Below are 20,925 nucleotides of genomic sequence, written 5' to 3' on the forward strand. Positions count from 1 at the left end.
CGCGGACAGCGGACGGTGCGCGCCCTCAACTCTAACGGCTGTACGGTGCATATGTTCTTTATGCACCCTTTATCTCGCCCGTCAGGGCCGAATCCGGGACTGCGGTGACCGGCGTGCCCGCGGTGCGGCCTGGGACACGGGACAATGGAGAGCCGCAGGTGAAGCGGGATGTGGTGCACTGAACGACCGGCCCGCGTTCCCCCGGAACCGCCGGACGATGTCGGCCCGGACGCGTAGCATGGCACCCGGCCGAACCCGGACGACCCGGGATCAGTGACCACAGAGGGGACCTGATGCGAGCGGCGAACGCCCCCGGCGACGTCCCCGGCGACGTCCCTCCCCAGGACGGCGGCGACGGCGGCATGGACGACGACTCATCCCTGAAACGCGTGACCGACCAAGCGACCGACCCATCCGCGACCGGTGAGGACGGCCTCGACGAGGACGCCGTCTTCCCGGCCGACCTGCTCTCCGAGCGCGACCGCCGGATCCTCTCCTTCGAGCGGAAGTGGTGGAAGTACGCCGGAGCCAAGGAACAGGCCATCCGCGAGACCTTCGACATGTCGGCGACGCGGTACTACCAGCTCCTGAACATCCTGATCGACCGGCCCGAGGCGCTCGAGTGCGACCCGATGCTGGTCAAGCGGCTGCGCCGGATGCGGTCGCAGCGGCAGCGGCAGCGCGCCGCGCGGCGGCTCGGCATCCGGCCGTAAGTCGACCACCATAGGTCGGCGTGAACTCTCCCCGCTCTGTGACGGCCGTCGGCGCCGACGGCCTGGACGCGATCCGCACCGATCCCTCCCGGGCCGTGCTCGGGTTCGACTTCGACGGCACCCTCGCGCCGATCGTGGACGATCCCGCCGCGGCCCGGGCCCATCCCGGGGCCGCGCCGGCGCTGGCCCGGCTGGCCCCGCGGGTGGGCGCGCTGGCGATCATCACCGGCCGGCCCGCCGCCGTGGCCGTCGAGTACGGCGGCTTCGAGGGCGTCAACGGGCTCGTCGTGCTCGGCCAGTACGGGCTCGAACGCTGGGAGTCCGGCGTGCTCACCGAGCCCGACCCGCCGCCCGGGATCGCCGAGGCGCGCGCGAAGCTGCCCGGCGTGCTGGAGGCGGCGGGCGCCCCGCCCGGGACGTTCGTCGAGGACAAGACGCACGCGCTCGTCGTGCACACCCGGCGCTGCGCCGAGCCGCAGGTCGCGCTGGACCGGCTGCGCAGCATCATCGCGGCGCTCGCCGAGCGCACCGGGCTCGCCGTCGAGCCCGGCCGGTACGTGCTGGAGCTCCGCCCACCGGGTGTGGACAAGGGGCGGGCGCTGCGCTCGCTCGCCGACGCGTTCGCGGCCGGGCGCGGCACGTCCCCGTCCGCCGTGCTGTTCGCCGGCGACGACCTCGGCGACCTGGCGGCGTTCGACGCGGTGGACGCGCTGCGCGCCGAGGGTGTGCCGGGCGTCACGGTGTGCAGCGGCTCGAACGAGGTCACCGAGCTCGCCGAGCGCGCCGACGTGGTCGTGGACGGCCCGGCGGGGGTCGTCGAGCTGCTCGGGACGCTGCTCGACGGCTGATTCCACGCCGGAGTGACAAGTGCCGTAACCAGATTTGTCGCATCTCGCGTGACTCTTGTGGCAGGTGTGGACGCAACGTCTAATTGCGCCAAAATAAGGTGGATTGCGGTATGTGTGGTTCATCGGGGGGCCACGCGAGCGACCACGGGAGGTTGGACGGTGGACACGGATCCGGGAATCCCGCGCCGTCCGGGCGACATTCGGGACACGCCGCCGCGCGGCTTCGCCGCCCCGGCGGCGGATCCCGCACCGGGCGCGCCGGCCGGGCCCGGCGCGCCCATCCCACCCGGCGCTCCGGCACGCCCGATCGTCCACGCGCCCTCGACCGGCGGGCCGTACGCCGGCGGGCCGCCCGGCGCGGGGACACCGCCCCAAGCCTGGGGACCAGTACCCGCGCCCCAGCCCACCGGCCCGACGCAACCGCCCGGCCCCGCGCAACCGGGGGTGGTCGCGCAACCGCCCGGGCTCGCGCAACAGTCGGGGCCTGTGCGACCGCCCGGGCTTGTGCAACCGTCCGGGCCCGTGCCGGCGCCGGGGCCGGTCCATACGACGGGACCCATGCAATCGTCGGGACCCATGCAGCAGTCAGGGCTCGCGCAACCTTCCGGACCTGTGTCAGCGCCAGGGCCCGTCCACACGACGGGGCCGGTCCGCACGACGGGGCCGGTCCGTTCCACTGGGCCCATTCGTTCGACGGGACCCATGCAGGCCGCAGATGGCGTGGGTTCGACGGGGCCCGTGCAGGGCGGCGTGTCCCGGGGCGACATGGCCTGGTCCGATGTACCCGCCGCGCAAGATGACTTCGCGGCGCGCGACGTCCCGCGGCGCGGGGAGGCGGCTGATGAAGGGCCCGGCCCCGGTCCGATGGGTGCGCGAGAGACCAGTGGCGTTCAGGTGCGGCTCGGGTCACGGGCCCGCGCCCGGCAGGAGCGGTCCCGCGGGCGCGGTGGCCGCGGTGGCCGCCGCGGCGGTCTGATCGCGGGCGGAGTGCTCGCGCTCGCCGCCCTGGTCACGACGGGGCTCTTGCTGGCGCCGGGGTCCGGCGGCGGCAAGGACGACGACGGCGGGCTGGCGCCGACCACGGCGGAGCAGCGGCCGGCCGGCGGGTCGGCGCGGCTGCCGCGCACCGGCACGCCCGTCGAGGTGGGCACGGCGGACGGGTCCAAGTACCGGCTCGCGGCGGTCGGCGGCGGCGTCAGCGACGACGGCGTGGTGACCACGTTCCAGTCGTCGCCGCCGTCCGGGACGTCGTTCGCCTACATCGAGTACGTGCTGACGAACCCGACCGGCCAGAAGGTCCTGCTGGACTACCCCGGCGACATCTTCGTCAAGCGCGACCTCGTCACGAAGACGGCGCGCGGACGGTGCATGCCGCAGGCCGGCGTGCCGGAGGACATGTGCACGCCGCCGACGCAGAGCCGGGTCGTGCGGAAGCTCGCCGGCGGCGACCTCATCGCGGGGGACGGCGGCGACAAGTACCTGTCACCGGGCGCGTCGTACCTGGTCCGCGCGACGGTGGACGTGCCGGTCGCGCGCCGGCTGACCCGTTCGGACATGGGCCTGTACGTCTGGAAGCAGCTGTACATGGCCGACCAGCTCGCCAAGCAGGTGCCGTTCCCCAGCGGCGGCAAGTAAGCGGGGATGCCAATCCAGCCCCCGAATGGCAAGGGGGGCCGGACGTGCGGACGCCGTGACCGTCCGGGTGATCCGGACGGCCACGGCGTCGTCGGCCGATGGCCTGCCTGGGGGCGCGCGGCCGCAGGGTCAAAGGACCTACGGGCGCGGACCCGCGAGGGCGGCTACTCGGCCTCGGGGTCATCGGCGAGGATCCCGTAGAGGCGGCGCCGGGCGTCGTTGATGACGTCCAGAGCGCGCGCCTTCTGGGCGTCGCTGCCGACGGCCATGACCTGCTTCATGGCGCCGAAGAGCTGGCCAAGCGCCTCGCGTTCGCGCAGCGCGTTCGCGCCCGCGGCCTCGGTGACCTCGTCCCAGGGGGCGGTGGTCTGCGCCGCGGCCAGCTCGCGGCCGGTGTCGGTGAGGGAGAACAGCCGCTTGCCGCCCTCCTCCTGGCTGGTGACCAGGCCCTCGTCCTCCAGCATCTGCAGGGTGGGGTAGACCGAGCCGGGGCTCGGCCGCCAGACGCCGCCGGTGCGCTCGTCCAGTTCCTGGATCATCTCGTAGCCGTGCATCGCCCGCTCGTTGAGCAGGGCGAGCAGTGCCGCGCGGACGTTTCCGCGCCGGGTTCGCCGGCCGCGCCCGCGTCCGTGGTGGCCGGGGCCGAAGCCGGGACCGCCGGGACCGCCGGGACCGAATCCCGGGCCGCCGGGGCCCCACGGGCCGAACGGATCTCCGCGGCGCGCGCGTCCTTCGGGTCCGCCGGGGCCGCGCCTTCTCATGGTGTGCTCACGCATCGCTGTCTCCTTCGTTAGGTCCGATCGCGCCAGTCGTGATCGGTTGCGATGCATTAACGATATATCGGAACTGCTCGCGATGCAACTCCCGGGTCGCGGGGCGGCCCTCAGCGCAGCCGGGGAAGGAGATCGGCGACCCGGTCGAGCTGCTCGCCGATCTCGCCGAGGCCGGTCGCGCCGAGCCGCAGGACGAGATGCCGGGCGCCCGCGGCCGTGTACTCCGACAGCCGCGCCGCGACCTCGTCCGCGCCTCCGCTGACCACGGCCTGGATCTGCCGCACCTGGTCCAGCGGCAGCCCGTAGTTGGCGAGGGCGAACCGCTCCAGGGTCCGGTTCCCCTTGACCGGGTCGTCCTCGACCAGGACGGACGCGAAGAGGGCCGGGGTCACGGCGTCCTGAGCGCGCCCATGCTCCTCCGTAGCGCGGTGAACGCCGGCCAAGGCCGCCTTGTAGTCGGCGGGGTCGGGAGGGTAGGGGAGCCATCCGTCGTACATGCGTCCTGTGCGGGACAGCGCGGTGGGCGTGATGCCGGCCAGCCAGATCGGCGGCCCGTCCGTACGGAACGGCGCCGTCATGGCGGGCAGATCGTCGAAGTGCAGCAACCGGCCGTGGAACGACTTGTTCTCCGGCTCGTGCCACAGCTGCCGCCAGAGCGACACCGTCTCGTCCAGCCGGGTGAACCGCCTCTCCCACGGAACCTCAGACGCCGCGTACATCGGCTTGCCGAAGCGGCCCGGGAAGCCCGCCCCTACCGTGACGGTAAGGCGGCCTTGCGAGAGCAGGTCGAGCGACGCGAGTGTCTGCGCGGCCTGCACCGGACGGCGAAGAACCGCCATGAGCGCGGCCGTTCCCAGCGTGACGCGCTCGGTCACCGATGCGGCGGCGGCCAGCATCGACAGTGCTTCGATACGCGACTCGGTGATGCCGTCGTTCACCCACAGCGAGTCGAAGCCGAGCCGCTCGGCGCGTGCGGCGAAGGCGATGAGCTCGCGTGGATCCGACCCGTCCCACTGGGCCTTTCCTATGGGGATGAGGACGCCGATGCGGATGTCGTCGTTGTTCACAGGGTTCATGCGGTCCATGGGCAGCCATCCTGCGAAGCCCTCGGTGCACCGGCAATTCCCTGCGGGGAATGGCAGAGATGCTGGTCCTGCGGCTAGAACTGCTGCTGTGAGCTTCCCTCAGGCGCTACGCGAGCGCCGCCGCCATCGCCGCCTCAGCCAGCTCGAACTCGCCTTGCGCGCCGGCACGACGCAGCGGCACGTCAGCTTCCTGGAGAGCGGCCGCTCCGAGCCGGGGCGGGCGATGGTCGTCCGGCTGGCGGAATCGCTCGAACTGCCGCTGCGGGAACGCAACGAGCTGCTCACCGTCGCCGGCTACGCGCCCGTCTACCCGCGGACGCCCCTGGACGACCCCGCGCTCGCCCCCGTCCGCACGGCGATCGAGCATGTCCTGGCCGCGCACATGCCGTACCCGGCGATCGTCGTCGACCGGTACGGCGACGTGGTCACCGCGAACGCCGCGTTCGGCGTCCTCACCGAGGGCATGGCACCGGAACTGCTCCGGCCGCCCGTCAACGCGTACCGGATCGCCCTGCATCCGGACGGGCTCGCGCCGCGCGTCGCCAACTTCGCGGACTGGGCGCGGCACGTCCTGGACGCCCTGCGCGACACCGTCCAGCGCGACCCCGACGACCGGCTCGCCGCCCTCCACGCGGAGCTCACCGGGTACGTCGGCCCGCGGACGGAGCCGGCCGGCGCGCTCGGCTTCGCCGTCCCGCTGCACCTGCGCTCACCGGACGGCGACCTGCGGCTCATGACGACCATCACCACGTTCGCCACGGCCACCGACGTCACCATCGCCGAGCTGAAGCTGGAGGCGTTCCTCCCGGTGGACGAGGCGACCGCCGCCATCCTCGCCAAGCGGGCCGCCGGCCGGACGTGAGGGCCCGGCGGCGGCCCGGACGCCGCTCAGGGGCCGGTGACCTTCAGGTTGTCGAGGATGTCCTTGGTCGCGTTCCGGTTGTCGGTCTCCTTCACCCGGATCCACACCCCGAACTTGCCCGACTTGTCCTTGAGGCCGACCTCGGTCACCGTCGGCGTCCCGCTCTTGCAGGCGGTGAACCGCATGATCGTCCCGGTCAGCGCCCCGTCCGGCGTGGTGTAGTTCTGCGGCGGGCTCTTGGTGCACTGCGCGTGCACGGCCGCGGTCGGCGGCGGCAGGTGCCCCTGCTGGGCATCGGTGGTCACGCCGATGAACACGCCCGGCCCCGCACCGTTCCCGAGGAACTGCAGCTTGTTCGGCGTCGCGCGCAGCACCGGGCGCGGGCCCGCGTCGGTCAGGTGCACGGTCGTCGGCACCCAGGTCTGCTCCTGCTGCTTCGGCCACGCCTTCGGCACCGCGGTCTTGATCTTGCCGGACGCGTCCGCGACCGCCACGAAGTCCTTCGGGACCTTCGGCGCCTTGCCGGCCTTGTCCTTGCCGTCGCCGCCGCCCGAGAGCATGCCGAGGGCGAGCCCGACGACCAGCGCCAGCACGAGGACCACCGCGGTGATGATCAGCGGCGTGACGAACTTGCGCGACGAGCCGCCGCCGCCCTGTCCGCCCGGACCTCCCGGACCGGGCGGCCCGCCCGGACGGGACGCGCCTCCGCCGCCGGAGCCCTTGAGCTTGCCGAGCAGACCGCCGCCCTTGCCCTTGCCCTGGCTCTGGCCGGGGCCGGGGGGCGGCTGGAAGCCGGTGGGCGGCGGGCCGAACTGCCCGCCCGGCCCCGGCCCCATCGGAGCCCCCTGAGGGCCGCCCTGCTGCGGCGGCGGTGGCTGCGTCGGGAACACGGCCGTCTTGTTGTCGCCGCCCGTCTGCGGGTTCGGCGGGACGGGCGGAGGCGGCTGCGCGGACGGGTACGAGGCGGGACCGAACCCCCGCGTCCGGTCGTCGTCGGGGGAGGTCGGCGGCTCCTGGCGTCCGCGCGGGTCGCTGCGCCCGGCCGGGTCGTCCACGAGCGTCCGCTCGCCGCCGCCCGGCGCCGGCCCGCCCGGCCCCGGCGGGAATTGCAGCTCCGAGGTGCGGTCGTCGTCGGCTTCCTGCGTCTGGTCGAGCCGGGTCCGCAGCTCCGGCGGGACGCCCGCCTGCGCGGGCGGTCCCTGCACCGGCTGGCCCCCCGCGGCCATGGTCTGCCCGGGCCCGGGCGCCTGGGCGGGAGCGGGCGGCCGGTCCTGGCGTGATCCGCCGTGGTAGTAGTCCTGGAGGGTTTCGTCGGGCTCGATCCGCGGCGCCGCCGGCGCGTACCCGGCCGGCGGCGCGTCCGAAGGCGCCGGTGCGCTCGGCGCGGCCGGGCCCCCGGCGGACGTCGGCCGCAGCGTCGACAGCGCCTCGGCGAACGCCTCGGCGGTCGGCCACCGCTTCTCCCGCTCCGTCTCCAGCGCCCGCAGCACGACCTGGTCGAACGCCGGCGACAGCCCCTCGCGCAGCTCGCTCGGCGGCGACTTCACCGGCGCCGGGCCCGGGGCCCGCCCGGTGAGCATGTGGTAGGTCAGCGCGCCCAGCCCGTACACGTCGGCCCGCACGTCCAGCCCGCCGCCGAACCGCGCCTGCTCGGGCGACATGTACCCGGGGGTGCCGACCGGCAGCGTGAACGCCCCCGACGCGTGCGCCAGCGCCTTGGCCAGCCCGAGGTCGGCGATCAGCAGCTTCTCGCCGCCGTCCGGCGTCGACTGGAAGAGCACGTTCGACGGCTTGAGGTCGCGGTGGATCACGCCCAGCGTGTTGATCACCTCGACGCCGTAGGCGATCTCCTCCGCCATCGCGACGGCCTCGCTGACCGGAAGTGGCCGTTCGCGCATCCGGTCCGCGAGCGTTCCGCGGTCGGCGTAGGACATCACGAAGTAGGGTCGTCCGTCGGGGAGCTCGCCGATGTCGTGCACCCGCACGAGCCGCTCGGAGTCGGCGCGGCGCAGGATCCGCGCCTCCTCCAGGAAGCGGTTGCGCACGTCGAGGTCGTCGAGGAGGCTTCCGGACAGCACTTTTATCGCGACCTGTGAGGCCAGCGCGTCGTCGTGCCCCAGCCACACGGAGGCGAACGCCCCGGAACCCAGGACGCGATCGATTCGGTAACGGCCGACAGTAGGTGGGAAGGACACTCCCGTATCATGCCCAACAAACGGGGTGAGTGTGCGAACGAGCATTGAGGCGCGGCATGGCATTCGATGAGCGGACCGAAGAGCTGGCGGTCAAGGCCGCCCAGGGCGATCAGGCCGCCCTCAACGATCTGCTGCGCAAGATCGAACCGGACGTGCTGCGGCACACCGCCCGGTTCCTGCCCTGCCGGCAGGACGCCGAGGAGGCGTGCCAGGACGCGTTGCTGCAGGTCGCGCGGAACATCCACCGGTTCGAGGGCCGGTCGCGGTTCAGCACGTGGCTGCACGTCGTGGTGGCGAACTCCGCCCGCTCCACCTACCGGTCGCTGAAGCGCCGGTCGGTCGAGCAGGCCGGCGAGCTGCCGCAGCAGCGCCCCGACCCGCACCGGACCAGCGTCATCGCCGGTTCCCGCGTCGACATCCTGGACGCCATGGAGGACCTGGAGGCCCGCAAGCCGGACCTCATCCAGGCGCTCGTGCTCCGGGACGTCTCGCAGCTGGAGTACGCGGAGATCGCCGAGCAGCTGAAGCTCCCGCTCGGCACGGTGAAGTCGCGCATCCACGAGGCCCGCAAGCAGTTCCGCGAGACGCTCGGAGAGTCCTACACCTGACCCTCCCGCCGCCCCGCCGCCGGAACCCGCGCAGGCCGGCGCCCGTCAAGCATCGGTAATCGCGCGGCAACCGTGCGTTCAGTCGCCGGATCCGGCGGCGGCGCCTCCGCCAGCATGCGGTGCATGTCATCCGGCCTCGACACCCCGTCCGAACGACCGATCTTCGTCTTCGGCTGCCCGCGCTCAGGGACGACGCTGCTGCGGCTCATGCTGCACGCGCATCCCCGCATCGCGATCCCCACCGAGACGCGGTTCGTGCTGCCCGCCTATACGGCGCGGGCACAGTTCGGTGACCTCGCGGACAGCGAGAACAGGCGCGCGCTCGCCGACTGGCTGACCGCACGGCCGGCCACCCGGTTCCGCGACCTCGGCCTGGACGCCCGCGAGATCACCGAGGAGATCGTCGCGGGGCCGCCCACCCTCGGCTCCGCCCTCGGCGCCGTCTTCCGCGCCTACGCCCGGCTGCACGGCAAGGCGCGCTGGGGCGACAAGCGGCCGAGCTACATCCGCTACGCCGGCGCGCTGCTGCGGATGTTCCCGGACGCCCAGTTCGTCCACCTCGTCCGCGACGGCCGGGACTGCGTCGCCTCCCTCAAGGAGATGCCCTGGTACGACCAGGACGTCAACCACGCCATCTCCGTGTGGCGCGAGGCGATCGACACCGGCCGGCGGCTCGCCGCGCGCCTCGGCCCCGACTCCTTCTACGAACTGCAGTACGAGCGGCTCGTCGCCGACCCCGCCGACGAGCTGCCCCGGCTCTGCGAGTTCCTCGGCGAGGACTACCACCCGGCCATGGCGGCCCCGCAGGCCCTCGCGCAGCAGACCGTCCCGCCGCAGAAGCGGTGGCACGGCCTCACCTGCGACGCCGTCACCGCCACCCGCGTCGGAGCCTGGGCGCAGCGGCTGGCCGCCTGGGAGATCAGCCTCGCCGAGGCCGCGTTCGGCGACCGGCTCGCCGAGTACGGCTACGAGCCCAGCGGGCTGCCCAAGCCGACCACCGCCCGGCTCGCCCGCTTCGCCCGGACCGCCGCGCACCGCCGCATGGCGCACCGCAAGGCCGACCTGCGCGAGCGCTGGCAGCGCCGGCACGAGCCGAACCCCGTCGACTGCCGCCTCGCCCCGGCCGCCGCCGTTCCGGCCGCGTCCCGGCAGGGGCGGCCGGACTAGCCGGGCGGCCCGGACGCACCCGAGTAGCGGGTCAGTCGAGCGGCGGGTCAGTCGAGCGCGGCGAGCTGGTCGGCGAACCAGCGCCCGGGCGGGAGGGCGGTCGCGGCGGAGGCGAGCCGGGCGCAGCGCTCGGCCCGCTCGTCGCGCGGCATCAGCAGCGCCTGGTGCAGCGTCTCCGCGGTCTGGGACACGTCGAACGGGTTCACCATAAGAGCGTCCTCCGACAGTTCCGCCGCCGCGCCCGCCTCGCGGGACAGCACCAGCGCGCAGCCCCGCTCCGACAGGACGGGCCCCTCCTTCGCGACGAGGTTCATCCCGTCGCGGATCGGGTTCACCAGCAGCACGTCCGCCAGCCCATAGGCGGCGAGCGACCGCGGATAGTCGTCGTTCACCTGGAGGATGAGCGGCTCCCACGTCGCGGTGCCGAACTCCTCGGTGATCTGCTTGGCCATCCGTTGCACGGCCGCCGTGTACTCGCGGTACTCGGGCAGGTCGTAGCGCGACGGATAGGCGAACGCGAGGTGCACCACCCGTCCGCGCCACTCCGGATGGTTGACGAGCATCTCCCGGTAGGCGGCCAGCCCGCGCACGATGTTCTTGGACAATTCGGTCCGGTCGATGCGGACGATGAGCTGCCGGTCGCCGACCTGCTCGCGCAGCGCCCGCGCTCGCTCCGCCACGTCCCGCTGGGCGGCCCGCTGACGCAGCTCCGTCCCGTCCACACCGAGGCCGTGCACGCCCACGCGCGTCGTATGGCCCCCACATGTGACGGTACGGGCGGCGCGGTCGACGCGTGCGCCGAGCACCGCCTCGCAGCAGTCGAGGAAGGCCGAAGCCCACCGCTCGGTGAGGAACCCCGCGTGGTCCGCGCCGAGGATGCCTTGCAGTATCTGCGCGCCGATGTCGTCCGGCAGGAGACGGAAGTACTCCGGCGGCGCCCACGGCGTGTGCGAGAAATGCACGATCTTCAGGTCGGGACGCCGTTCGCGGAGCATCCGCGGTGCCAGCGACAGGTGGTAGTCCTGGATCGCCGCCTTCGCGCCCTGTGCCGCGTCTCGCGCAAGGGCGTCGGCGAACGCCGCGTTGTACGCCTCGTAGGACTGCCAGTCCCGCCGCGCGCGCGCGTCGAAATGCGGGCTGCGCGGGGTGTCGTACAGCAAGTGGTGGACGAACCACAGCGTCGAGTTGGCGACCGCGTTGTACGCCCGGTGAAAGGTGGCCGCGGGGATGTCGAGCATCCGGACGGCCGCGCCGCCGGTGTCGTGCCCCGCGAGGTCGATCCGCCCGTCCGGTGCGCGCCGCGCCGCCGTCCGGTCGGCCTCGCCGAGGCTCGCGCACACCCACAGCACGTCCTGCCCGGACGCCACGCCGGCGAGGCCCGACACGAGGCCGCCGCCGCCGCGCCGCATCGTCAGCGCGCCGTCGTCGGACAGCGAGAACGACACCGGGCCGCGGTTGGACGCCACCACCACTTGGCTCATACCGGCAGGGTCTCAGTTGTGACGGGGGTGCTTCAAAGTGGCCGGGGGGATGAGTTCGGCGACGCGTGAAAGGCAGGCATCTGTACCGATCCCGCCGTGATTACGGTGATCTGCACCGGGTACCCGGGCGGAATGAGCCGGTCCGAGACGACCAAGACCGTCCTCGTCGCCGGGGCGGCGAACCTGATCCTCGCCATCGCCAAACTGATCGCCGGAGCGCTGGCCGGATCCAGCGCGATGCTCGCCGAGGGCGCGCACTCCGTCGCCGACACCCTCAACCAGGGCTTCCTGCTGACCTCGCTGCGCCGCAGCGCCCGCCCGCCCGACCGCAGCCACCCGTTCGGCTACGGCAACGAGCGCTACTTCTGGTCGCTGCTCGCCGCGTTCGGCATCTTCGTCGCCGGCGGCGGCTTCTCCATCTTCGAGGGCGTCCTCGCCATGACCGGGCACGGCGGCTCCGAGGGCGACGTCTGGATCGCCTACGGCGTCCTCGGCCTCGGCGCGCTGCTGGAGGGGACGTCCTGGGTCCGCGCGTTCACGCAGGCGCGCCGCGAGACCCGCGACAACGGCCGCGACATCGTCGACCACGTCCGCCGGTCACCCGACGTCACCTTCAAGGCCGCCCTGTTCGAGGACACCGCCGCCATGATCGGCCTCGCGTTCGCCGCCGCCGGGCTCGTCCTTCGGCAGCTCACCGGGTCGCAGTTCTGGGACGGCCTCGCCTCCGTCCTGATCGGCCTGCTCCTCGTCGTCGTCGCGTTCGTGCTCGGCCGCGACAGCATGGGCCTCATCATCGGCCGCGCCGCCGACCCCGCCGCGCAGCGCGAGATCCGCGCCGAGATCGCCGCCGCGCCCGGCGTGACCGGCGTCGACGAGCTGCTCACCATGCACTTCGGCCCGGACGAGCTGCTCGTCGCCGCCCGGGTCAACTTCTCCGACGACATCAGCGCCGACCAGGCCGAGGACGTCGCCGGCGAGATCGACCGGCGGCTCAAGGAGCGCGTCCCGATCGTCCGGCACGTCTTCCTCGACCCCACCCAGCGCAGGCCCGGAGGCGCCCCCGCCGCGGACGCCGCGGGCGAGCCGGCGTGATCAAGACCACCTCCGGGTAACGTCTCACTGGCCGGACCCGCCTGTCTGCCATCCGGTCACGTCATGTAAAGTTCGCATACGAGTTCAAACGGCTCGACCACAACTGAATACCGCTCATCCAGAGGGGTGGAGGGACCGGCCCTGCGAAGCCCCGGCAACCACCCGGCTGACGCGCGCTCGCGATCCTGCGAGGCCGGCCGGGAGATGGTGCCAACTCCGGCCTGCGACCAAGGTGGCGCAGGAAAGATGGGGAGAAAGGCCTCGCCCTCATGGCACTCACGTCTGCCACAGACCTCGGACCCGCTACCGCCCTCGTCTGCCGCGAATGCGGCTCCCAGCGCGATCTCGGCCCGTTCTACGCGTGCGAAGAATGTTTCGGCCCGCTGGAGATCGCCTACGACTTCGGCGGGATCACCCGGGCCGGCATCGAGTCCGGCCCCCGCAACATCTGGCGCTACCGCGGGCTGCTGCCCGTGCCGTCGACCGTCGCCGACACCCCCAACACCGAGCCCGGCCTGACCCGGCTCGTCCGCGCCGACAACCTCGCCGAGAGCCTCGGCCTGCAGCGCCTGTGGGTGAAGGACGACAGCGGCAACCCGACCCACTCGTTCAAGGACCGCGTCGTCGCGGTCGCGCTCGCCGCCGCCCGCGAACTCGGCTTCAAGGTGCTGGCCTGCCCGTCCACCGGCAACCTCGCCAACGCGGTCGCCGCCGCCGCGGCCCGCGCCGGGATCCGCAGCGCGGTGTTCGTGCCGTCGAACCTCGAGTCGCAGAAGATCATCACGACGGCCGTGTACGGCGGGACGTTCGTCACCGTGGACGGCAACTACGACGACGTGAACCGGCTCGCGTCCGAGATCGCGGGCGAGCAGGAGGACTGGGCGTTCGTCAACGTCAACGTCCGCCCGTACTACGCCGAGGGCTCCAAGACGCTCGGCTACGAGATCGCCGAGCAGCTCGGCTGGCGGCTGCCCGACCAGATCGTGGTCCCGGTCGCGTCCGGCTCCCAGCTCACCAAGATCGACAAGGCGTTCCAGGAGCTGATCAAGCTCGGCCTGGTCGAGGACAAGCCGTACCGCGTGTTCGGCGCGCAGGCCGCCGGCTGCGACCCCGTCTCCGCCGCGTTCAAGGCGGGCCACGACGTCGTCCGGCCGGTCAAGCCCGACACCATCGCCAAGTCCCTGGCGATCGGCAACCCCGCCGACGGCCCCTACGTGCTCGACGTGACGCGCCGCACCGGCGGCGCCGTCGAGGACGTCACCGACGCCGAGGTCGTCGAGGGCATCCGCCTCCTCGCCCGCACCGAGGGCATCTTCGGCGAGACCGCTGGCGGCGTCACCGTCGGCTGCCTGCGCAAGCTCGTCGACTCCGGCGCGCTCGACCCGTCCGCCGAGACCGTGATCATCAACTCCGGTGACGGCCTGAAGACGCTGGACGCCGTCGCCCCCGTCGCCAAGCCGAGCGCGAACATCGCCCCGACGCTGGAGGCGTTCCGCGCCGCCGGCCTCGCCTGAGAACGAGAAGGAGCCAGCACATGAGCAGCGTGTCCGTCCGCATCCCGACGATCCTGCGGACCTACACCGGCGGCGAGGCGGAAGTGAAGGCCGAGGGCGACACCCTGCGCGCCGTGGTCGCCGACCTGGAGGCCAGCTACACCGGCATCTCGGCCCGCATCCTCGACGACGCCGGCAAGATCCGCCGGTTCGTCAACGTCTACGTGGGCGACGAGGACGTCCGGTTCGCCGACGGCCTGGACACCGCGACGCCCGCGGGCGCCCAGATCTCGATCATCCCCGCCGTCGCCGGCGGCTGACCGCCACCGGCGAACCGCCCTTCGCCTCCGGGCACCGTCGCGGCCGCCGGGTAGGGTCGACTCCGATCACGCCGAGTCGACCCCGCCCGCGGCGCAGCGCCGCGGAGACGCGGATGATCCGCGGTCCCGCGATGGCAGGGGCGGGGCCGGGGAACGGTCGAGCGGCGGGCTGGCGAATGGCGCAGGGCACGGTCAAGTGGTTCAACGCCGACAAGGGCTACGGCTTCATCGCGGTCGACGGAGGCCGTGACGTCTTCGTCCACCACTCGGCGATCCAGATGGACGGTTACCGCGTCCTCGAACAGGGCGGGCGCGTCGAGTTCGAGATCACCCAGGGCGACCGCGGCCCCCAGGCCGACGCCGTCCGCCCCCTCTGACACCACCCGCGGATCACCGATGAGTTCGCCCGGTCCCGCCGGTCTCAACACGGGACGGCACGGACGGCGACCCTGAGGGAGGTCCTGTGGGCAAGGTGATCGTTTCCACCCAGATGACGGTCGATGGCGTGATCGACCGGATCGACGAGTGGTTCACGCCGGCGGGCGAGCACGAGGATTCCGGCAGCTTCGACCAGCTCTTCGCCGCGGACGCACTCCTCCTCGGCCGCAAGACGTACGAGGGCCTGGCGAGCGTCTGGCCGACCATCACGGACACCCGCGGCTTCGCGGACCGGGTCAACGGCATGCCGAAGTTCGTCATCTCCCGCACTCTGCGGGGACCGCTGGAATGGAACGCCAGCCTCGTCGAAGGCACCCCCGCCGAGGCCATCTCCGAGCTGAAGCAGCGCTATACGGGGAACCTCGTGTCCTACGGCTGCGGCGAACTGGCGCATCACCTGGCCACCCAGGGCCTCGTGGACGAGATCCGGTTCTGGGTCCACCCCGTCGTCCTCGGCCACGGCACGCGTCCGTTCCACTCCCTCGAACCGCCGGTGCACATGACCCTGACGGGCAGCACGACGTACCGTTCGGGAGTCACACTCCTGAGCTACCGCCCGAAGCCCGAATGACAGCCACAAGATCGACGGCACCGCTCGACGACTAGGGCGACGCAGCTCAAAGCCTGTTCAGCAGTAACCCCCACCCGACCAGCGAACGAACGGCCCACCACGCACGAACGGGCCGTCCGTTCCGCGATGGTTCCGCGCTTCGCGATCTGGTTCGATGACCGTGCGAGATCGGGTGCGTGTGGTGAGGTGGGTAGGGATGAACGAGCGTGCGGTCATCCTGAACGAGTTGGCGCAAGGGATATCTCCGATTGCTCAGGGCGTCGAGTGGTTCGACGGTCTGAACGACACTGAGCAGTTCGACGCCTTGCGCGCCCTCGCGGCCTTCTGCCTTCAGGCGCGCGCCACCGTCGACGACGGGCCGGAGAGCATCCGCAGGGCCGGAATCCGCCCCACCTACACTCCAGCGGTGCTGATCACGCGCGGGCGTGTCGGGGAGCAACTAGCAAAGATCATCAACTTGCGGCAGGACGAGCGGGTTAAGGCATTCCGCCTGCTGGTCGCCCTCTTTGCCGTTGCTGATGAACGACGGCGTGAGCGGTGTTGCGCCGATGGGTGCGGCCATGCTTGGCACCACCTCCAGACCTGATCCCGCAAGTGCCTTGGCCAGCGGCGTAGCCGCTGTTCTCCCCCGCCTTCCTCCCCCCGGCCCCGACGAGACCTGCCCGGTGCCGGTCGTCGCTTCTCGGGTGGGTCGGCACCTCTGTACTTCGCGGGGCTGCGGCCGCGTCCCGTTCCGGCCAGTCCTGAACTGGTCGCCATCCTGCGGGCGCACATCGAGCAGTTCGGGACGGCTGAGGACGGTCGGCTGTTCCGCAGCGAGCGCGGGAACCGACTGGCGCCCGTCGGTTACGAAACGGTGTGGCGGCGGGCTCATGAACATGTCCTCACACCTGCCCAGCTCGCTATACCGCTGGCGGAACGGCCGTACGACCTGCGGCACGCGTGCCTGTCGCTGTGGCTGAGCGGTGGGGTTCCGGCGGCGAACGTCGCTGCTCGTGTTGGGCGCTCCATCGCCATGTTGCAGAGCACGTATGCTCACTGCATCGACGGCGATGAGGACATCATGAACCGGCGCATTGATGCAGCGCTGGGGGCTCCTCCTACTCCGGCCGCGGAACGCGCGGAACGGATCGCCACCCCTACCTCCCACGCTCGGGCACGTGTTCCGCGAATACCGGCGCACGAGCGCGCACACCGGATCACATCGGCACATGTCCGGCGGCGAGCCGCGGCCCTCCGACGCAGGTCAGAGCGAGTCCGGGCAGGTCGATGAAGATGACTGCGGCGTGGATGTACGGCGCTTGCACTCGGCAGGGTAGAGTGCTAAAAAACGGTTGGCACTCTGCTGTGGAGAGTGACAGCTTCACAGTCTGGGTCGGGGCGATGAGGCCCCAGTCCGGTGGCGGAATGGCAGCCGCCGGAGCGGGGGCCGTCCGTCGCGGGCGTCGGCTCGATCCTTAAAGCCACCTTGTTCCGGGAGGACTAGGAGCCTATGGCTGCAAAGATGATCGCGTTCGACGAGGAGGCCCGTCGCGGCCTCGAGCGCGGCATGAACCAGCTCGCCGACGCCGTGAAGGTGACCCTTGGTCCCAAGGGCCGCAACGTCGTGCTGGAGAAGAAGTGGGGCGCCCCCACGATCACCAACGACGGCGTATCGATCGCCAAGGAGATCGAGCTCGAGGACGCCTGGGAGAAGATCGGCGCCGAGCTCGTCAAGGAAGTGGCGAAGAAGACCGACGACGTCGCCGGTGACGGCACGACGACGGCGACCGTGCTGGCCCAGGCGCTGGTGCGCGAGGGCCTGCGCAACGTCGCGGCCGGCGCGAACCCGATGTCGCTGAAGCGCGGCATCGAGGCCGCGGTCGAGCGGGTGAGCGAGGAGCTGTCCAAGCTCGCCAAGGACGTGGAGACCAAGGAGCAGATCGCCTCCACGGCGTCCATCTCCGCGGGCGACCCGCAGATCGGCGAGATGATCGCCGAGGCGATGGACAAGGTCGGCAAGGAAGGCGTCATCACGGTCGAGGAGAGCCAGACCTTCGGTCTGGAGCTCGAGCTGACCGAGGGCATGCGCTTCGACAAGGGCTACATCTCGCACTACTTCGTGACCGACCCCGAGCGGATGGAGGCGACCCTCGAGGACCCGTACATCCTGATCGTTCAGGGCAAGGCGTCGGCCAACAAGGACCTGCTCCCCGTCCTCGAGGGCGTCATGCAGTCCGGCAAGCCGCTGCTGATCATCGCGGAGGACGTCGAGGGCGAGGCCCTGGCGACCCTGGTGGTCAACAAGATCCGCGGGATCTTCAAGTCCGTGGCCGTGAAGGCCCCGGGCTTCGGCGACCGCCGCAAGGCCATGCTCGGCGACATCGCCACGCTGACCGGCGGCCAGGTCATCAGCGAGGACGTGGGTCTCAAGCTGGAGAACACCACGACCGACATGCTGGGCCGCGCCCGCAAGGTCGTCATCACCAAGGACGAGACCACCATCGTGGACGGCGCCGGTGACGCCAACGAGATCGCGGGCCGGGTCAACCAGATCCGCACCGAGATCGACAACACCGACTCCGACTACGACCGCGAGAAGCTCCAGGAGCGCCTGGCCAAGCTCGCGGGCGGTGTGGCGGTCATCAAGGCCGGCGCCGCGACGGAGGTCGAGCTCAAGGAGCGCAAGCACCGCATCGAGGACGCCGTCCGCAACGCCAAGGCCGCGGTCGAGGAGGGCATCGTCCCCGGTGGTGGCGTCGCGCTGCTGCAGGCCGGCACCAAGGCGTTCGACAAGCTGGAGCTCGCGGGCGACGAGGCCACCGGTGCCAACATCGTCAAGCGCGCTCTGGAGGAGCCGCTGAAGCAGATCGCCGTGAACGCCGGCCTCGAGGGCGGCGTCGTGGTGGAGAAGGTCCGCAACCTGACCCCGGGTGAGGGCCTGAACGCCGCGACCGGCGAGTACGTCAACATGTTCGACTCCGGGATCCTCGACCCGGCCAAGGTGACCCGGTCCGCGCTGCAGAACGCCTCGTCGATCGCCGCGCTGTTCCTGACCACCGAGGCCGTCATCGCCGAGAAGCCCGAGAAGAACCCGGCCCCGGCGGGCGACCCGTCCGGCGGCATGGGCGGCATGGACTTCTGATCAGGTCCTGAGCCGTACGGTCGTTCCCGGCCGGCCGCGCGTCCTCGCGCGGGCGGCCCGGCGACCCGGTGACGAAAGGGGCGGTTCCCTCGCGGAACCGCCCCTTTTCGTACGCCCAGGGACCGGCGGCCGGTCCCGGTAGGCGCCGCGGGCGGCGGGGACGTCTCCGTGCACTGGAGACGAAATAATGGGTCGAAACCGCTCCAAGAGGAGCGAATCGGAACCCATGGCCGGTCGGCCGGAGAAGGTAGGTCCCTTTGCGCAAGCTCGTCTACTTCGTCGCGAGCACCCTCGACGGCTTCGTCGCCGGCCCCGACGGCGCCGACCCCACCGGACCGGACGGCTTCTGGCCCATCCCGCAGGACTACATCGAGTACCTCGCCGCCGAATACCCCGAGACCCTGCCGGGCCCCGCGAGGCAGGCACTCGGCATCACCGCCGAAGGCGACCGCTTCGACACCGTCGTAGAGGGCCGGCTGTCCTACGAGATCGGGCTGAAGGCGGGCCTCGCCGACGCGTTTCCGCACCTGCGCCACCTGGTGTTCTCGCGAACGCTGCGGCAGAGCCCGGACCCGGCCGTCCAGGTCGTGCAGGACGACCCCGTCGCGGTGGTGCGGGAGCTGAAGCGAGAGGACGGCAAGGACATCTGGATCGTCGGCGGCGGTTCCCTGGCCGGTGCCCTGTATCCCGAGATCGACCGCCTCATCGTCAAGATGGCACCGCTCACCATCGGGACCGGAATCCCGCTCTTCGGTCGCGGAGCCGCCTTCGGCGCGCGCACCTGGCGCCTCACCGACCACGTCGTGATGGGAAGCGGCGCGATGTTCCTGACCTACGACCGCGCCTCCGCCGAGGGCGAACCCGCCTGACCGGCGCGTCCGGCGCAACCCCCTGTGCCCGCCTGCGGCGTCACCGGCGGGTACAGGAGCATCGCCTCGGCGCTACATCGTTCAATGGCCGTCCAGGTTAGACGGCTACCGGTTCCGGCCCCGCGGACTCGCGTGCCGAAGCGGGACGGCGAAAGACCTTCCGCTGCGGGGCCGGGCTTGGAAGGATCGCCGGTTGGACGGCGTGTCAGCCGCGCTGTGCGACGGACGTGGAGGGCGGCCCGCGTGAGCGGCCGATGAGGCAGGAGAACGCGTGAGCGAAGTGTTCAGCTCCCCGGTGCTCAGGGTGGAACAGCCCCGCAGGGGCCCGTTCGCCAAGTCGCGATACCGGGTCCTCGACGGCGAGGGCACCGTCCTGGCCGTCGCGGGGGAGACCGGGGAGAAGGGTCGCGCGGAGACGCTGCGGACGCTCTTCCCGGGCAAGTCGGACCTCGACGCCCACGTCGTGCTGCTGACCACGCCCGGCGGCGCCCCGCTGTTCGTGGTCGACAAGCGGCGGGGACGGGAGCTGACAGAGGTCTCCGACTCCGAAGGCGCCCTCGTCGGCTCGTTCGTCACCGAGCGCGTCGGCCGCCGCTACGTCCTCAGGGACGCCGGTGGCGGCCGGCTCGGCACGGTCGCGGTGGACCTGCCGCGCAACAACTTCGAGGTGACGGACGCCGACGGCGGCAAGGTGGCGCACGTGCGCAAGAAGTGGGCCGGGCTCGCCACCCACCTGCTGACCACGGCGGACAAGTACTCCGTCGAGATCTTCGATCCCGTCCGCGAGCCGCTGCGCACCATGGCGGTGATGACGGCCATCGTGATGGACCTGAGCCTGCACGAGTCGAAGGACATCACCTGACGAGTCCCCGACCCCGTCCGGCCGCGGTGGGCGCTCTCCTTCCTGCGCGCCACCGCAAGGAAATCTTTTTCGACCGGACAGAACGCGTGAAATGCCCCTTTCGGGCGGGGCGTTCCAGGACAAACACCAAGGTCACAGCGGCCTGATGGGGTAGCCCGGTGCCGGAGACGTCCGAACCGTCCCACCCGATCGTCGCGAGCCGGTTTGACGTCGGCGGTCGGTGGGCATACTGTTCACTTCGCCCCACGGGGAGCGGGACGCCGAAAGGCGGCCGGCCCGGAGGGGAACCACCACTCAGCAGCCGACGCGGCTTCGCCGTGTCAGCCGTGCCGTGGTGGCGTCGGAGAAGGCCCGATTTTGCAAAACGAGCCGGATCTGATGAAATGGCGACACCGCCCGGAAGGGACGCGCAAGCGGACCGGAAAGGCAATCGGAAAAGCCCGGAAATTGACACTCCGAGCGGATCTGATAAAGTAAGAGCAGTCGCCCCGGGGCGGGAAACGCGAAAGCGGGACCAGCACGGTGGGTGTCCGTTTCTTGAGAACTCAACAGCGTGTTAAAAGCCAGTGCCTTTATCGGTCCGGCCGGTTGGCCGGATCGCCCCGTGCCATCTCTTCGGAGATGGTGGGGATTTCTTTGAGGCAAAGCGATCTTTGGATCGCGTTTGCTGGGATTGTTTCCTGAGGTTTGGCTGCTTGGAGGGTTCGCCCCTTCTGGGTGGTCGTTTGGACCTTGATGGAGAGTTTGATCCTGGCTCAGGACGAACGCTGGCGGCGTGCTTAACACATG

20 protein-coding genes and 1 riboswitch are annotated in these 20,925 nt (G+C 71.5%); of the genes, 15 read left to right on the top strand and 5 right to left on the bottom strand.

Features of this window, described 5'->3' with window-relative positions:
* Window positions 1-362: 362 nt before the first annotated feature.
* The 3 genes from ACA514_RS16800 to ACA514_RS16810 all read left to right on the top strand — a co-directional run bounded on the left by ACA514_RS16800 (window position 363) and on the right by ACA514_RS16810 (window position 3,196).
* On the top strand, window positions 363-713 hold the full coding sequence (locus ACA514_RS16800; RefSeq protein ID WP_375042089.1) for a DUF3263 domain-containing protein: 351 nt from the start codon (window positions 363-365) through the stop codon (window positions 711-713).
* Window positions 714-733: 20 nt separating this feature from the next.
* Window positions 734-1,561, top strand: a complete 828-nt coding sequence (otsB, locus tag ACA514_RS16805) for a trehalose-phosphatase (protein WP_375042059.1) — start codon at window positions 734-736, stop codon at window positions 1,559-1,561.
* 894 nt (window positions 1,562-2,455) lie between these two features.
* Window positions 2,456-3,196, top strand: a complete 741-nt coding sequence (locus ACA514_RS16810) for a hypothetical protein (RefSeq protein ID WP_375042060.1) — start codon at window positions 2,456-2,458, stop codon at window positions 3,194-3,196.
* A 164-nt stretch (window positions 3,197-3,360) separates the two neighbouring features.
* On the opposite strand, the gene ACA514_RS16815 is transcribed toward ACA514_RS16810, so the two are convergent.
* The gene (locus ACA514_RS16815) at window positions 3,361-3,972 is read right to left on the bottom strand and encodes a PadR family transcriptional regulator (protein WP_375042061.1); all 612 of its coding nucleotides are present in this window, start codon (window positions 3,970-3,972) and stop codon (window positions 3,361-3,363) included.
* 107 nt (window positions 3,973-4,079) lie between these two features.
* On the bottom strand, window positions 4,080-5,045 hold the full coding sequence (locus ACA514_RS16820) for an LLM class flavin-dependent oxidoreductase (RefSeq protein ID WP_375042062.1): 966 nt from the start codon (window positions 5,043-5,045) through the stop codon (window positions 4,080-4,082).
* Between the two features lie 97 nt (window positions 5,046-5,142).
* Between ACA514_RS16820 and ACA514_RS16825 the strand changes: the two genes are divergently transcribed.
* Window positions 5,143-5,916 carry a helix-turn-helix domain-containing protein gene (locus ACA514_RS16825; RefSeq protein WP_375042063.1) on the top strand — a complete coding sequence of 258 codons (774 nt, stop codon included), beginning with the start codon at window positions 5,143-5,145 and terminating at the stop codon, window positions 5,914-5,916.
* A gap of 26 nt (window positions 5,917-5,942) precedes the next feature.
* On the opposite strand, the gene ACA514_RS16830 is transcribed toward ACA514_RS16825, so the two are convergent.
* Complete coding sequence (locus ACA514_RS16830; RefSeq protein WP_375042064.1) at window positions 5,943-8,042, bottom strand: serine/threonine-protein kinase; 2,100 nt, start codon at window positions 8,040-8,042, stop codon at window positions 5,943-5,945.
* A gap of 125 nt (window positions 8,043-8,167) precedes the next feature.
* Here ACA514_RS16830 and ACA514_RS16835 point away from each other — a divergent pair, with 125 nt between their 5' ends.
* Both ACA514_RS16835 and ACA514_RS16840 read left to right on the top strand, forming a co-directional pair.
* Window positions 8,168-8,719, top strand: a complete 552-nt coding sequence (locus tag ACA514_RS16835; RefSeq protein WP_375042065.1) for an RNA polymerase sigma factor — start codon at window positions 8,168-8,170, stop codon at window positions 8,717-8,719.
* Between the two features lie 123 nt (window positions 8,720-8,842).
* Window positions 8,843-9,886 (top strand): sulfotransferase, encoded by a 1,044-nt coding sequence (locus tag ACA514_RS16840; RefSeq protein ID WP_375042066.1) that lies wholly within the window; start codon window positions 8,843-8,845, stop codon window positions 9,884-9,886.
* Window positions 9,887-9,933: 47 nt separating this feature from the next.
* Here the strand turns inward: ACA514_RS16840 and ACA514_RS16845 are convergent, their stop codons facing one another.
* Entirely contained in the window at window positions 9,934-11,367 is a 1,434-nt protein-coding gene (locus ACA514_RS16845) for a trehalose-6-phosphate synthase (protein ID WP_375042067.1), read from the bottom strand.
* Window positions 11,368-11,499: 132 nt separating this feature from the next.
* Here ACA514_RS16845 and ACA514_RS16850 point away from each other — a divergent pair, with 132 nt between their 5' ends.
* From ACA514_RS16850 to ACA514_RS16890, 9 genes are all read left to right on the top strand, one after another.
* Complete coding sequence (locus ACA514_RS16850; RefSeq protein WP_375042068.1) at window positions 11,500-12,459, top strand: cation diffusion facilitator family transporter; 960 nt, start codon at window positions 11,500-11,502, stop codon at window positions 12,457-12,459.
* 111 nt (window positions 12,460-12,570) lie between these two features.
* A riboswitch (SAM riboswitch) is annotated at window positions 12,571-12,712 on the top strand.
* Between the two features lie 16 nt (window positions 12,713-12,728).
* Complete coding sequence (gene thrC / locus ACA514_RS16855) at window positions 12,729-13,973, top strand: threonine synthase (RefSeq protein WP_375042069.1); 1,245 nt, start codon at window positions 12,729-12,731, stop codon at window positions 13,971-13,973.
* Between the two features lie 20 nt (window positions 13,974-13,993).
* On the top strand, window positions 13,994-14,272 hold the full coding sequence (locus tag ACA514_RS16860; RefSeq protein WP_375042070.1) for a MoaD/ThiS family protein: 279 nt from the start codon (window positions 13,994-13,996) through the stop codon (window positions 14,270-14,272).
* Window positions 14,273-14,448: 176 nt separating this feature from the next.
* Entirely contained in the window at window positions 14,449-14,649 is a 201-nt protein-coding gene (locus ACA514_RS16865) for a cold-shock protein (protein ID WP_375042071.1), read from the top strand.
* Window positions 14,650-14,735: 86 nt separating this feature from the next.
* On the top strand, window positions 14,736-15,281 hold the full coding sequence (locus ACA514_RS16870) for a dihydrofolate reductase family protein (RefSeq protein WP_375042072.1): 546 nt from the start codon (window positions 14,736-14,738) through the stop codon (window positions 15,279-15,281).
* Between the two features lie 196 nt (window positions 15,282-15,477).
* The gene (locus tag ACA514_RS16875; protein ID WP_375042073.1) at window positions 15,478-15,867 is read left to right on the top strand and encodes a DUF5958 family protein; all 390 of its coding nucleotides are present in this window, start codon (window positions 15,478-15,480) and stop codon (window positions 15,865-15,867) included.
* 906 nt (window positions 15,868-16,773) lie between these two features.
* Complete coding sequence (gene groL / locus ACA514_RS16880; protein ID WP_344276098.1) at window positions 16,774-18,405, top strand: chaperonin GroEL; 1,632 nt, start codon at window positions 16,774-16,776, stop codon at window positions 18,403-18,405.
* 257 nt (window positions 18,406-18,662) lie between these two features.
* Window positions 18,663-19,274 (top strand): dihydrofolate reductase family protein, encoded by a 612-nt coding sequence (locus tag ACA514_RS16885; protein ID WP_375042074.1) that lies wholly within the window; start codon window positions 18,663-18,665, stop codon window positions 19,272-19,274.
* A 271-nt stretch (window positions 19,275-19,545) separates the two neighbouring features.
* Window positions 19,546-20,136 (top strand): phospholipid scramblase-related protein, encoded by a 591-nt coding sequence (locus ACA514_RS16890; protein WP_375042075.1) that lies wholly within the window; start codon window positions 19,546-19,548, stop codon window positions 20,134-20,136.
* Window positions 20,137-20,430: 294 nt separating this feature from the next.
* On the opposite strand, the gene ACA514_RS16895 is transcribed toward ACA514_RS16890, so the two are convergent.
* Window positions 20,431-20,925 (bottom strand): hypothetical protein (locus ACA514_RS16895; RefSeq protein WP_375042076.1); only part of this gene is annotated, 495 nt, incomplete at its 5' end.

This window comes from Actinomadura sp. NTSP31, from assembly GCF_041951385.1.
GTDB classification, from domain to species: Bacteria; Actinomycetota; Actinomycetes; order Streptosporangiales; family Streptosporangiaceae; genus Spirillospora; species Spirillospora napierensis.